The following is a 12,899-nucleotide window of genomic DNA, read 5'->3' on the forward strand; positions in this document are numbered from 1 at the left end:
CTCGCCGCATCCGCGTGCCGCTACCCAACGACGAGCGCCGGCTGCGCTCGCCTGGCGATGCGCGCAGCTGCTCTGTTTGTCACTCCTACGACTGGATCAAGGCGCGCAATTCGGCAGGCGTGTGCGCGATCGCACCGGCACCGGCGGCACGCAGCTCGGCTTCGTCGCCGAAGCCCCACAGCACGCCGATGCTGTGGATGCCGTGGTGGTTGGCGCCATCGATGTCCATCCGACGGTCGCCGATCATCACGCAACCGGTCTTGGCGATGTCCAGCCGCCGCAGCGCTTCGGCGATCAGGTCCGGCTTGAAGCGGCGTTCGCCGTCTTCGCTGGCCCCGATCACGTTCTCGAAGCAGGCCCCGAACGGCAGATGCTCGACGATGCGACGCGCGTAACGCTCGTTCTTGGAGGTCACCACCGCCAGGCGATGGCCGGCGCGGTGCAGGTCGACGACGACCTCACCGATACCGTCGAACACGCTCAGTTCGGTCCAGCCGACCGCGTCGTAACGCCCGCGATACCCCGCCAGTGCGCGCTGCACCAGCTCCGGATCGTCGGGAAAGCAGTCGGTGAAGCTGTCGCGCAGCGGCGGGCCGATCCACGCGCGCAGGGTCTGCGGCGACGGACGCGGCTGGCCCACCGCGTCGAAGGCGTGCACGATGCTGGCGACGATGCCCGGCTCCGAATCGACCAGGGTGCCGTCCAGATCGAAGAACAGCGTGGCTGCACTCACTTGCCGCGTGCCTCGAGCGCCGCCACCGCCGGCAAGGTCTTGCCTTCCAGGAATTCCAGGAAGGCGCCGCCGCCGGTGGAGATGTAGGTGACGTCCTTGGCGATGTCGTACTTGTCCACGGCCGCCAGGGTGTCGCCGCCACCGGCGATCGAGAACGCCTTGGAGCTGGCGATCGCACGCGCCAGCGTCTCGGTGCCGTGACTGAAGGGCTCGAACTCGAATACGCCGACCGGCCCATTCCATACCACGGTGCCGGCGCTGGCGATCAGCTCGGCGTAGCGCGCGGCGGTCTGGGGGCCAATGTCCAGGATCAGGTCGTCGGCCTCCACGGCGTCGAGCGCCTTCACCGTCGCTTCGGCATCGGGCAGGAACTGCTTGGCAACGACCACATCGGTGGGCAACGGAATCTCCGCACCGCGCAGCTTCGCATCGGCGACGATCTGGTTGGCGGTGGGAATCAGATCCGGCTCGCTCAGCGACTTGCCGACGCCATGCCCGGCTGCGGCGATGAAGGTGTTGGCGATGCCGCCGCCGACGATCAGTTGGTCCACCTTGTTGACCAGGTTGGACAGCAGCTCCAGCTTGGTGGACACCTTGCTGCCGGCCACGATCGCCAGCAGCGGCTTGGCGGGGTTGTCCAGCGCCTTGGCCAGCGCATCGAGTTCGGCCATCAACAGCGGGCCACCGGCAGCCACCGGCGCAAAGCGAATCACCCCATGCGTGGAGGCCTGCGCGCGATGCGCGGTGCCGAAGGCGTCCATGACGAACACATCGCACAACGCCGCGTACTTGCGTGCCAGCGTCTCGTCGTCCTTGCCCTCGCCGACATTCATGCGGCAGTTCTCCAGCAACACCACCTGGCCCGGCGCGACGTCCACGCCGTCGACCCAGTCGCGCACCAGCGGCACGTCCACGCCCAGCAGCGCAGTCAGGCGCGCGGCCACCGGCGCCAGCGAATCTTCTTCGGTCCAGCTGCCTTCCTTGGGCCGGCCCAGGTGCGAGGTGACCATCACCGCAGCGCCTTTTTCCAGCGCCAGCTTGATGGTGGGCACCGAGGCGGTGATGCGCTGCTCGGAAGTGATCTGGCCGTTGTCGATCGGCACGTTGAGATCCTGGCGGATCAGCACGCGCTTGCCGGAGAGATCGAGGTCGGTCATGCGGACGATGGACATGGGGTCAGCTCGCTAGGTCTGGGGATTGGGGAATCGGGAATCGGGATTGGGGAATCGAAAAAGCAGCCGGTAGACGTGGCGCCGATGCCTGGGCGCTGCGCGGATGGATGGCTTGGGGCAGCCGTTGCACGCTGGCGTTGCGCCCGCGTGCAGGTCGCGGAGATTGCAGCCTGCCTGCCGTGCATGTCGCTGCCCATACGGCTGGCGATGCGGGGGATGCTCGGTCGAAGACGACGGGCAATGCGGCTGCCTTGGCGACGGGGGATGCCCATTGTCGGACCTTCGCGCCGCAGCGGCAAACCGCGGTGCGACGCGTGTGGCCGTCAGGGGCTGCGATCGGTCGCCGAGCCGCGTAGCAGGCTCACCGCGAAACCACCGACCAGCAAGGCGCCGCCGACCAGCAGCGCCCATAGCAACCAGCGCTTCCAGTCGCGCGGTGTGGCGGCCGGCTGCAGCGCGGCATCGCCGGCCAGCGGCTGTGCCTGCGCGGCGACGTTGGCCTGCGCCGGTTGCCATTGCGCTCCGCGTTCGCGGCGCAGTGCCTGCAACATCGAGGCCAGCGGCGCATCGCCACGTTGCTGCCGCGCGCTGCCGGCGACCACCGCATACGGCGGCTGGCCCTGGGCGAGGAACATCATCCGCTCCGGCTGGTAGCCCACGCGCAGCGTCGGCAGCGCGGTGCTGCGTCCTTGTGCGGCGAGCAATCGCCACTGACGGTCGCGCACAGGCGCTGACAGCTGTTGCGGTGGCGACGCGGCGGCGGTGCCAGTACCCAGGCGATACGCCAACCACGGCCCGGCACGTTGCAGCCATGGCGCGTCATCGGCATCGCGGCTTGCCACGGTCCATTCGACCGCCTCGGCCTGACCGCCGCTGACATCGACCTGGGTGATCGGAAAGCGCCCAGGCAGGGCATACACCACTGCCTTGTCCTGCGCGGTGCCCGGCAATTCCAGCCACTGCGATTGCGGCGGCGTCGAGACGCCGTCCAGTTCCGCATCGACCACGCGCAAGGCCGGCAACTCGCCGGACACCGGCACGATGCGCAGATAGCGCGCGCCCGCGTCCAACGCGATGCGGCGCTGCTGCAGACGCTGCGCCTGGTTGTCCAGCGCCATCACGGTGGCATCTGCAGCGAGCAGGTGCCAGTCGCGCAGGTCGTCGCTGCCTTCCACACGCAGCCGGGCCTGCACCGGCGTGTTGCCGTCCCAGTCCAGCCACAGCGCGCGCGGACGATCGCGCAACGCGCTGGCATCGATCAGCCAGCTGCCACCGCCGCCTGCAACGGCAGCGGTGCCGGTGGCGAAACGGCCTTCCAGCCGACGCACCGCGCCACTGGCATCGCGTTCGGCGATCAGTTGCAGATCGCCGTTGGCAGGCGCCGCACCAGCCGGCAGCGCGAACAAGGGCAGGCGTTGCCGACGCGGCGCGGCAGCCGGCGCGGCATCCACCGGCAAGAGCGCGGCCGGCATCTCCTCGCCACGCGCATCGATCACGGTGACATCGCGCAGCCCCGGGTCATGGGCGCTGCGATAGATCGCCGCATTCAAACGCAGCTGATACATGCCGGCGTCCGCGCCGCTTACCTGCAGCGGCCACTGTTGACGATAGTCCTGGCGCACATCGGCTGCCTGCGCCAGCAGCGGCACCAACAGCAGCCATCCCCATTGCCTCGATTTCATGCCTGATCCTTGTCCACGCCATCGTCTCCGCCAGCCTGCTCTTCGGCCACCGGCTGGCGCGGCGGCGCCGGTGCCAGATAGCCCACCACGGTGCACAACAGGCCATAGGCCATGAACGAGCCGATGCCGAGCAGATTGCCCAGATGCTGGCGGTCGACCAGCACCAGCTTGGCCAGCACCAGGCCCATCAACAGCGCACCACCCAGCCACAGTCCACGCTGACCGCGCCGCGAGCCGATCACCCAGCCCAGCACGCCCAGCACGCTCCACACGATGGTCAGGCTGGTCTGCGACAGGGTCGCGCCGATCAACCCCGCATCCCACGCCACGCCACCCCAGTGATGCACGCTGTGCAAGGTGCTGCCGGTGATCAAGGCCCAGCCCGACACGCCCAGCGCAGTCACCCGCCACCGTTGCACGGCCAACGACGCCTGCGCAGACCAGGCCCAACGCGCCAGCAAGGCCAGCGCCGCCAGTTGCGCCAGCTCGGCCGGATTGAGCACGGGCAGCCATGGCAATGGCGCCGCGCTCACCGGGTCCAGCAGCACGATCAACCAACCGATGCCCAGCACCGCGAACACACAGCCCAGCAAGGCATTGCGTGCCCGATCGAAACCGGCACCCTGCGGCCACGCCAGCCATGGCCAGCGCAACAGCCCCACTGCCGCCACGATCAGCCAGGGCGCGGCCAGCAAGGCGCAACGCCAGCCATTTGCCAGCACGAACGTATCGGCCAGCCAGGACACGCCCAACGACACCACCAGCGGCCACAGCAGCCACCAGATGAACTGTGCGGCCACCGCGCCGGCGCCGTGCTGCCTGCGCAGGCACCACAGCGCGCGCGTGCCGGCCACGGCGAACGCCAGCCAGGCCAGCGCCCCCCAATGTGCGAACGGTTGCGTATGCGCATGGCTCTGCCACAGCGCCAACGGCGCGGCCAGCGCCAGCCCGAACATCGCCGTCCACACCAGCGCCGTTGCCGGGCGACGCCGATGCACCTCGGCTGCCAGCCACACGCTGAGTGCGACAAAGCCCAGCAGCAGATCCGGCTCGCTGCGCAGATCGCCGGCAAAGCGCAAGATCTCGTGCACACCGCACAGCGCCCACCAGCCCAGCCCCCACAGATACGCCACCAGCGCGCGGCGCGGCTGCCCTGCATCGCGCAGGAACCAGGCACTGGCCCAGCCGGCCAGTGCAAGCAGCAAGCTACTCATGCAGGTGGCGTTGGCAACGGCCACCGTGTCGTGGCGCCATGCGTCCACACCGAAGGCGACCCCGACCGCCGCCAGCAACTGCAACGCCACCCCGCTGAACTGCGGGATGCGACGCTGCTGCCGCAGTCCCAGCCACAACAAGCCCACACCTTCGAGCGCGAAGACGCTGGCAGTGGCACGCGCCGACAAGGCGAGCGGCACCGCCAGGGTCGCAAAACCGACCGCCAGCATCGCGTGCGCCTGGCCCAGCAGCCGCGTGGAGGCACGCCGCAGCAACCAGCTGGCCAGGCCGACGTACAGCGCAGCCACCGCCAGCGCACACAGCGCCAACGGCAGGCGCTCGCCATCCAGCAGGCGCGCCTGCAATGCGAAGGCCACCAGCGGGGTGCCGAACAACAGGCTGCCGTCGATGAGCTTGCCCGCGCTGCCATCGCCACGCCGCGCGTGCAGTACCGGAATCGCCACATACATGGCGAAGAACAACAGCAGGAACGGCTCGGTCGTGGCGAATTTCGCCGGGGCGTATTGCAGCGCACCCCACAGCGTGCCGATGCCGAAGGTGAAGGCGAATCCGAGCAGGTTCAGCACCCGCCACGGACGCGTCCAGGCGATCGCCACGATGCCGGCGTTGAGCACCGCGTAGTACGAAAACAACGCGACATGATTGCCGCTGCCGGTGGACAGCCAGATCGGCGCGAGAAAGCCGGCCAGCACGCCCAGTACGGCCAGCGTGCGCGAATCCTGCACCACCGCCAGCACGCACATGCCGGCAATCAGCACCACGCTGATGCCCATCGCAAGACCCGCGCCGAGCAGCCCGTACAGCTTGAACGCGGCGAATACCGTCAGCAGCAAGCCGCCGATGGCGCCGCCCTGCAACGCCAACGCAAAGCCCGGCCGCTGCAGCCGTTGCTTCCAGCCGAAGACCAGACCGACGAGCGCCAGCACGCTGATACCTGCCAGCCGCAGCTCGATCGGCATGCGCATCCAGCCCTGGTCGCTGGCGTACTTCAACAGCGACGCCACACCGGCCAGCAACACCAGCATGCCGACCTTGACCGGCACATTGCCCTCGGTGAACCAGCGCTTCGCTGCGCTGGCCACGCGCGCCAGCGGGCCCGGCCCGGAGGGCACGTGCGCTGGCTGCTCAGACTCGGCAGGCGCAGCGATCAGGGGCGGCGCTTGCACTGCGCTGCGCGCCGCCGACGATGCGGGAGCTTCTGCCGGCAATGCTGGCGGCACTGGCAGTGGTGCGACCGGCGACTGCGTCGGCGCGGCTTGCAGATCTGCTGCCCAAGGCAGTTCAGGCTCGCCAGACGCAGGCATGCCGACGTCGGATGCCGCTTGCAGCTCCCACGCGCCGGCAGGCGATGGCGATGGCGCTGACCTGTGCACCGCCGCCGCGTCCGCACCTGCTGCGCCGCTGGCCTGCCATTGCGCAAGCCGCTGTTCCAGCGCATCCACGCGCCGCCGCAGCCCGGCGATCCACACCAGGGCGATCACCAGCCCTACCGGCACCGCAAGCAGCAACAGCACCACCGTCACAATCATCGTTTCCAACGCACAACCCCTGAGTCGGCATCCGGCCGAATGCGCGAACCATACAGGCTCAGGCCGCGTCTGGGCAGCCAATCACTGGCTGAAGCGCAACGACGCGATGCCGTCGGCGCCACCTAGCCACACTGGCTACAGGAACGGACATGCACTCCAAAAAAAACGCCCGGAAGAACCGGGCGTCTGACACTTATTCGCGGTAGCCGCTGTCGTTCTTGTTATGGATGATCCAGATCAGGTTGCCACCGGTGTCCATCGACTTGCCAGCGAACACCAGGCGCCCCTGGCCCTTGTAGGCCATCTCGTAACGGTAACGGTCGCCGCCGAAGAAGAACGGGATAAACGCCTTGCCAGTCACGTAGGAGCCCTGATCATTCGGCTGACCAATCAGGTCGGTGACCTGCTTCATCGGCATACCGATCTTCAGCTGGGTGAACTTGCTGTCAGGCGCCGGCTTGCCGGTGATCTCACCTTCGTAATCGTTGATGCCCTTGACCGTTTCGCCATAGCCCGCCTCGACATCGGCCGACTTGATCACCTCGCCATCGGCATTCATCCAGGCCGGCGTACCGGTCTGCTTCTTTGCCATTGCCTGCGGCGCCAGCCCTGCCAGCACCATCGTCAGCACCATGGTTCCCATCCACATACGATTGATCTGCACGTTGTCTCTCCTTGAATTCATTGGGTGCCCCTGTACGTCCTCTGTGGTCCCAGCGCAGGAACAATCACTGGCCAGTAGGTTATTAGCGCACGCGCCCGGGTCGATGTCCACGCTGCGCCGTCTTGCAGATCCAGTAATTCGCTACTTGCCGAGCTTTACCTCTAGTGCTACAAACGCGCCAGCGCACGGGTGAGCACCCGATTCGCAAGGACCAACGGCATCACTGCCCTGCACGGACGTATCACAATGCACACCCTCTTCCGCTCTTACTCACTCTCCGCACTTTGCGCACTCGTCCTGCTGACGACCGCACCGCAGGCCTCTGCCGACATATTCGGCACCGCTGAAGATGTCGCCCGAAGCTGGATTGGCCACGACGCCAGCGAACTGATGATGCAATGGCCGGTAGGGAAAGGGCTCTATACGTCCGAAAACACCGAGACGCAGGAGACTGCCTACACTTACAACTTCGGCATAGAGGCGCACTACCGCACCAATTACTGGACCACGCAGGGAGGGATTATCGGCACGGTCGGCGGAGGCAATGGCGTGGCCGCCACCCCGATTTTTCAGGAAAACCAGCATAGCGAGGAAGTCTTCGTTCCCGCCGAACATCATTGCGAAATCACCTTCGTCGCCGATTCGGACGGCATCATCACCCGATACGATTTCGCTGGCAGCAAGTGCAACGACCATGTGCGTAGCTGGGGGCGCCCAAAACAAAAGAAGTAGCGCCATCCCTGATCGACATCAATCTATCAAACAAGGAACGCTCCGAATGAAACCACGGAATTGGATTAGTCGTACTGCATGGCTGGCGCTCGCACTGGCGCATTTCATGCTTGCTGTACCTGTCATGGCCGAATCGGCAAGGCACGGGACCATTGCAGCGATGGAACCCATCGAGAACAAAGGCGAAAACGTTCCAGAACGTACCAAGCGCCTGAAGAATGCAGCCTCGAACTTCGGCGGCATGGCGGGCAGCTTTCTCGGCCTGAAATCCAACAGTCCACTTGGTGCGGAGGCTGGAGCGGCGGCAGGCACTTATGCCGGCAAGCAGGTTGGCGACAAAGTTGTCAGCAATGGTGCAGCCTCGCACTACATGTTGAAGATCCGTTTCGACAACAAGTCGCAGGTAATCGTGACAAAGCCGAGTGCCGAAGTTTCCGGCTTGGCAGTTGGTAGCCGAGTCGCCGTCACAGGCAAGGGCGAAGACATGCGCATCACTGCAGAATGAGTGTTTACTAAGGATCAGGACTTCAAATAAAAAAGCGCCATAAGGCGCTTTTTTATTCAATGAAAGCAGCGCTTACTTCGCGACAACCCGCACCATTTCCAGGCACTTGTTGGAATAGCCCCACTCGTTGTCGTACCAGGACACCAGCTTGACGAAGGTGGAGTCCAGCGCGATGCCGGCGTCGGCGTCGAACACCGAGGTGCAGGTTTCGCCGCGGAAGTCGGTGGCCACGACCTTGTCTTCGGTGTAACCCAGCACGCCCTTCAAGGCGCCTTCGCTCTGCGCCTTCACTTCGGCGCAGATCTCGGCGTAGGTGGCCGGCTTTTCAAGTTCGACGGTGAGGTCGACCACCGACACGTCCGAGGTCGGCACGCGGAAGCTCATGCCGGTCAGCTTCTTGTTGAGCTCGGGGATCACCACGCCCACGGCCTTGGCGGCACCGGTGGAGGACGGGATGATGTTCTCCAGGATGCCGCGTCCACCGCGCCAATCCTTGTTCGACGGGCCGTCCACGGTCTTCTGTGTCGCCGTGGCCGCGTGCACGGTGGTCATCAGGCCGCGCTTGATGACCCACTTGTCGTTGATCACCTTGGCCAACGGCGCCAGGCAGTTGGTGGTGCACGAGGCGTTGGAGACGATCGCTTCACCCTTGTAGGTGTTGTCGTTGACGCCGAACACGAACATCGGCGTGTCGTCCTTGGACGGTGCCGACAGGATCACCTTCTTGGCGCCCGCGTCGAGATGCTTCTGCGCGGTTTCCTTGGTCAGGAACAGGCCGGTGGACTCGATCACCACGTCGGCGCCGACTGCATCCCACTTGAGGTTGGCCGGGTCGCGTTCCTGGGTCAGGCGGATCTTGTTGCCGTTGACGATCAGCGTGTTGCCGTCGACCGACACATCGGCCTTGAAGCGGCCATGCACCGAGTCGTACTGCAGCATGTAGGCGAGGTAATCGGGCTCGAGCAGGTCATTGATGGCCACGATCTCGATGTCATTGGCGAAGTTCTGCACCGCAGAGCGCAGCACGTTGCGGCCGATGCGACCGAATCCGTTGATGCCAACCTTGATTGCCATGTTCACTAGCTCCTGCGGCCGCGATGGCGCGGCGGATGGAAAGGGACCGCCATTCTAGCAGCGTCGCACTCGTGCAGCCGTGCTGCGGCCAGCGCTGCAGCATGTGGCGCTAGGACGTTGTGCCTTGGTGCATGCGTGGTGGGGATTGGGGAATCGGGAATCGGGAATCGGGAATCGGGAATCGGGAATCGGAAGGTGGGCACGCTGTGTGGGTACCGTCAATTGACACGGTAATGAGCTCGGCGATGCCGGCGCGATCTGTATGGGCTGACGCCTGCCTGACTCGAGGGCCCGCGACGATCTTAGGAGCGGCACGGACGCGGCAATCGAAACCACGCTTTATTTTTCGATATATCCAATCTAATTCAATCACTTACTTTTGACGTCGATACGCTGAAAGGCGTATCGAGGCATATGCCGAACAGCGGAATTTCGGCGCTCCGTGGATTTCGATACTGGCCCTGCCTGCTGAGGCACCCATCCATCACAACGGAGATTCCCCATGCGTCGCACCCTTCTCTCTCTGGTTCTGGCCCTGGCCGCCACCCCGGCGCTGGCTGGCGGCGTGATGCACTACACCGACAAGGCCGCGCTGCCCGCCGATGGTGAAGCGCGCGAAGTCGCTGCGCTGTTCGACACCTGGAACGCGGCGCTGGCCACCGGCAACCCGCACAAGGTGGCCGACCTGTACGCGCCGGACGGCGTGTTGCTGCCGACCGTCTCCAACGAAGTGCGCGCCTCGCGTGCGCAGATCGAAAAGTACTTCGAGATGTTCCTGACCAAGAAGCCGCAGGGCGTCGTCAACTACCGCACCGTGCGCGTGCTCGATGACGACAGTGCAGTGGATGCCGGCGTCTATACCTTCACGCTGACCGACAAGGACGGCAAGAAGAGCAAGGTGCAGGCGCGCTACACCTTCGTGTATGAAAAGCGCGACGACAAGTGGCTGATCATCAACCACCACAGCTCGGCGATGCCGGAAGTGGATGCGCCCACGCTCGCCAAGGTCAAGTAAGTGCGCCAGCGCTGCAGCCACCGTCTCGCTGCCTGCTCCACCGCGCACCCAGACGGCGGCGCTCCTCCCCGCCGCCGCCTGCGCCAGGCACGTCGCGTTGCAGACCGGACGCGATGCGCCGGCGAGATCACCGGCATGGCGCAGATCGCTGCTGCTGCTGCCGCTGCCGGTGCCTGCTCGTATCTGCGCATGACCCACAGCGTCCCTGCGCGGATGGATTGATCAGGATCAAGGCATCCAGCGGGCAAACCATCAAGACTTCTCCCATCCCCTGCACACAACGAGAGTTTCCATGCGCATGCGCTCTACCCTTCTGCTCGCCGGCCTGGCCGCCGGCTTCGCCAGCGTCCCCGCACTGGCTCAATCCAAAGGCGACTGGACCGTTGCCGTCGGTGCCCACCAGGTCGCTCCCAAGTCCGATAACGGCCGCCTGGTCGGCGGCACGCTCGAGGCGGACGTCGGCAAGGACATCAAGCCGACCTTCACCGCCGAATACTTCATCGCCGACAACCTGGGCATCGAAGTACTGGCTGCGCTGCCGTTCGAGCACGACATCGCGCTCCGTGGCCTGGGGCGTGTCGGCAGCACCAAGCATCTGCCGCCGGTGATCTCGCTGCAGTACCACTTCAACAGCCAGGGCAGGCTCTCGCCGTTCGTTGGCGCGGGCATCAACTACACCCGTTTCTTCAGCACCGACACGCGCGGCGCGCTGGCCGGCAGCGAGCTGGATCTAGACGATTCCTGGGGCCTGGCACTGCACGCGGGCGTGGACTACAAGCTCAGCGACCGCGGCGCGCTGCGGGTAAACCTGCGCTGGATCGACATCGACACCGAAGCGCGCCTCGACGGCAACCGCATCGGCACGGTCAACATCGACCCGCTGGTCTACGGCGTGGCCTACGTGCACCGCTTCTGAGCCCGGCAGCGTGCGCGATGCATCTCTGGCACACTTGGCATCCAGGGACGTGAATCCACCGCCGGAGTTGCGGACAGGTTGGTCACGTCGACCGCCTGTCCGACCTATCCGGGGATTCCATGAGCATGCTGATCCGTACCGCCCTCGCCATCGCACTGGCCGCCTCGGCCGCACCCGCCCTTGCACAATCGGCCGGCCACTGGACCACGGGCTACGGCGCCGGCTATGTCTCGCCCAAGTCCGACAGCGGCAGCTTCGGTGGCACGCGTGCCGAGATCAAGGGCGCACCGGCGCTGTCGTTCACCTACGAATACTTCCTGCGCAACAACCTCGGCATCGAGGTGCATGCCGCGGTGTCGGGCAAGCACGATCTGGAGCTCGAGGGTGTCGGCAAGGTGGGCAGCTACTGGTCGGTGCCGCCGAGCGTGCTGTTGCAGTACCACATCAATGGCTACGGCACGGTGTCGCCGTTCGTGGGTGTCGGCATCAACTACACCACGTTTGTCGGTGAAGACGTCGATGACGCCTTCGGCAATGGCGACCTGAGCTTCGATGACTCGGTGGGCGCCACCGCGCATGTCGGTGTGGACTTCATCTTCAACGATCGCAGCGGCCTGCGGGTGGATGCGCGCTGGACGAATTCGCGCAGCAACGTCGACTTCAATGGCAGCCGGCTGGGCAAGGCGCGGATCGATCCGCTGACCTATGGCGTGTCGTACCTGGTGTACTTCTGAGCATGCCGCAGACGCCACGCTGAGCCGTGGCTGTGCTTCGCCCGGGGACGGCCATCAAACCGTCCCGGACCGATGCGTACAATTGCCGGATGAAGACCTTCTCTCCTCGCATCCTCCTTCTTGCCGCAACCGTGGTCGCGGCCCTCCAGCCCATCAGCGCCTTCGCCTGGGGGCCGCAAGGCCACCGCCTGGTGGCGCGCATTGCCGAGACCGAACTGAGCCCGCAGGCGCAAGCGCAGGTGGCGCAATTGCTCAAGGGCGAAACCAACCCGACATTGGCCGGTGTCGCCAGCTGGGCTGACGAGCTGCGCGAGCACGACCGGGAGCTGGGCAAGCGCTCCGGGCCCTGGCATTACGTCAATCTTGGCGAGCACGACTGCACGTACGCGCCGCCGCGCGACTGCCCAGACGGCAATTGCGTGATCGCCGCGCTCGACCGGCAGACCGCGCTGCTTGCCGACCGCAGCCAGCCGCTGGACGTGCGCCGGCAGGCCCTGAAGTTCGTGGTGCATTTTGTCGGCGACATCCATCAGCCGATGCATGCCGGCTACGCGCACGACAAGGGCGGCAATGAATTCCAGCTGCAGGTCGCCGGCAAGGGCAGCAACCTGCATGCGCTGTGGGACAGCGGCATGCTCAACGACCGCCATCTCGATGACGATGCGTATCTGCAACGCCTGCTGGCGTTGCCGGCGACCGCTGCGACATCGCCGGTGCTGCCACCGCCGGCTGCGGCGTGGGCGCAGGCCTCCTGCAAGATCGCGGTCACGCCCGGCGTCTATCCGAGCAAGCACGTGTTGCCGGACGACTACATCGCGACCTATCGTCCGCTTGCCGAGACCCAATTGCGCGAGGCCGGCGACCGACTGGCCGCCGTGCTCAATGCGGCGCTGGCCGCGCCCTGAGA

General features: G+C 65.8%; 12 protein-coding genes. 6 read left to right on the top strand and 6 right to left on the bottom strand.

All coding sequences use genetic code 11. From position 1 onward, the window contains the following. Positions 1-85: 85 nt before the first annotated feature. From AC06DU_RS15920 to AC06DU_RS15940, 5 genes are all read right to left on the bottom strand, one after another. Complete coding sequence (locus AC06DU_RS15920; protein ID WP_478202808.1) at positions 86-733, bottom strand: HAD family hydrolase; 648 nt, start codon at positions 731-733, stop codon at positions 86-88. Then, positions 730-1,905 carry a phosphoglycerate kinase gene (locus AC06DU_RS15925; RefSeq protein WP_047129224.1) on the bottom strand — a complete coding sequence of 392 codons (1,176 nt, stop codon included), beginning with the start codon at positions 1,903-1,905 and terminating at the stop codon, positions 730-732. The genes AC06DU_RS15920 and AC06DU_RS15925 overlap by 4 nt, the downstream gene beginning before the upstream one ends. A gap of 323 nt (positions 1,906-2,228) precedes the next feature. After that, the gene (locus tag AC06DU_RS15930; RefSeq protein WP_478202809.1) at positions 2,229-3,587 is read right to left on the bottom strand and encodes a DUF3999 domain-containing protein; all 1,359 of its coding nucleotides are present in this window, start codon (positions 3,585-3,587) and stop codon (positions 2,229-2,231) included. Further along, positions 3,584-6,352, bottom strand: coding sequence for a DUF2339 domain-containing protein (locus tag AC06DU_RS15935; protein WP_478204430.1), 2,769 nt, complete (start codon positions 6,350-6,352; stop codon positions 3,584-3,586). The genes AC06DU_RS15930 and AC06DU_RS15935 overlap by 4 nt, the downstream gene beginning before the upstream one ends. Positions 6,353-6,545: 193 nt before the next feature. After that, a complete protein-coding gene (locus AC06DU_RS15940) occupies positions 6,546-6,974 on the bottom strand; it encodes a hypothetical protein (RefSeq protein ID WP_046346046.1) in 429 nt (142 codons plus the stop codon). A gap of 288 nt (positions 6,975-7,262) precedes the next feature. Here AC06DU_RS15940 and AC06DU_RS15945 point away from each other — a divergent pair, with 288 nt between their 5' ends. Then, complete coding sequence (locus AC06DU_RS15945; RefSeq protein WP_046344060.1) at positions 7,263-7,748, top strand: hypothetical protein; 486 nt, start codon at positions 7,263-7,265, stop codon at positions 7,746-7,748. Between the two features lie 106 nt (positions 7,749-7,854). Then, positions 7,855-8,253, top strand: coding sequence for a hypothetical protein (locus AC06DU_RS15950; protein ID WP_046344062.1), 399 nt, complete (start codon positions 7,855-7,857; stop codon positions 8,251-8,253). Between the two features lie 72 nt (positions 8,254-8,325). Here the strand turns inward: AC06DU_RS15950 and gap are convergent, their stop codons facing one another. Then, complete coding sequence (gene gap / locus AC06DU_RS15955; protein WP_478202810.1) at positions 8,326-9,327, bottom strand: type I glyceraldehyde-3-phosphate dehydrogenase; 1,002 nt, start codon at positions 9,325-9,327, stop codon at positions 8,326-8,328. 502 nt (positions 9,328-9,829) lie between these two features. Between gap and AC06DU_RS15960 the strand changes: the two genes are divergently transcribed. From AC06DU_RS15960 to AC06DU_RS15975, 4 genes are all read left to right on the top strand, one after another. After that, positions 9,830-10,342 carry an SgcJ/EcaC family oxidoreductase gene (locus AC06DU_RS15960; RefSeq protein WP_102251397.1) on the top strand — a complete coding sequence of 171 codons (513 nt, stop codon included), beginning with the start codon at positions 9,830-9,832 and terminating at the stop codon, positions 10,340-10,342. 292 nt (positions 10,343-10,634) lie between these two features. Further along, the gene (locus AC06DU_RS15965) at positions 10,635-11,258 is read left to right on the top strand and encodes an OmpW/AlkL family protein (protein WP_478202811.1); all 624 of its coding nucleotides are present in this window, start codon (positions 10,635-10,637) and stop codon (positions 11,256-11,258) included. A 119-nt stretch (positions 11,259-11,377) separates the two neighbouring features. Continuing rightward, positions 11,378-11,992, top strand: a complete 615-nt coding sequence (locus AC06DU_RS15970) for an OmpW/AlkL family protein (RefSeq protein WP_024938162.1) — start codon at positions 11,378-11,380, stop codon at positions 11,990-11,992. Positions 11,993-12,081: 89 nt separating this feature from the next. Continuing rightward, on the top strand, positions 12,082-12,897 hold the full coding sequence (locus tag AC06DU_RS15975; RefSeq protein WP_478202812.1) for a S1/P1 nuclease: 816 nt from the start codon (positions 12,082-12,084) through the stop codon (positions 12,895-12,897). Positions 12,898-12,899 lie beyond the last annotated feature (2 nt).

The organism is Xanthomonas sp. NCPPB 3200 (genome assembly GCF_056393585.1).

Bases quoted from the DNA above. Each gene is read 5' to 3' on its own strand.
- AC06DU_RS15925 (WP_047129224.1), bottom strand. From the start codon at position 1,905: ATGTCCATCGTCCGCATGACCGACCTCGATCTCTCCGGCAAGCGCGTG.
- AC06DU_RS15930 (WP_478202809.1), bottom strand. From the start codon at position 3,587: ATGAAATCGAGGCAATGGGGATGGCTGCTGTTGGTGCCGCTGCTGGCG.
- AC06DU_RS15935 (WP_478204430.1), bottom strand. From the start codon at position 6,352: ATGATTGTGACGGTGGTGCTGTTGCTGCTTGCGGTGCCGGTAGGGCTG.
- AC06DU_RS15940 (WP_046346046.1), bottom strand. From the start codon at position 6,974: ATGGTGCTGGCAGGGCTGGCGCCGCAGGCAATGGCAAAGAAGCAGACC.
- AC06DU_RS15945 (WP_046344060.1), top strand. From the start codon at position 7,263: ATGCACACCCTCTTCCGCTCTTACTCACTCTCCGCACTTTGCGCACTC.
- AC06DU_RS15950 (WP_046344062.1), top strand. From the start codon at position 7,855: ATGCTTGCTGTACCTGTCATGGCCGAATCGGCAAGGCACGGGACCATT.
- gap (WP_478202810.1), bottom strand. From the start codon at position 9,327: ATGGCAATCAAGGTTGGCATCAACGGATTCGGTCGCATCGGCCGCAAC.
- AC06DU_RS15960 (WP_102251397.1), top strand. From the start codon at position 9,830: ATGCGTCGCACCCTTCTCTCTCTGGTTCTGGCCCTGGCCGCCACCCCG.
- AC06DU_RS15965 (WP_478202811.1), top strand. From the start codon at position 10,635: ATGCGCATGCGCTCTACCCTTCTGCTCGCCGGCCTGGCCGCCGGCTTC.
- AC06DU_RS15970 (WP_024938162.1), top strand. From the start codon at position 11,378: ATGAGCATGCTGATCCGTACCGCCCTCGCCATCGCACTGGCCGCCTCG.
- AC06DU_RS15975 (WP_478202812.1), top strand. From the start codon at position 12,082: ATGAAGACCTTCTCTCCTCGCATCCTCCTTCTTGCCGCAACCGTGGTC.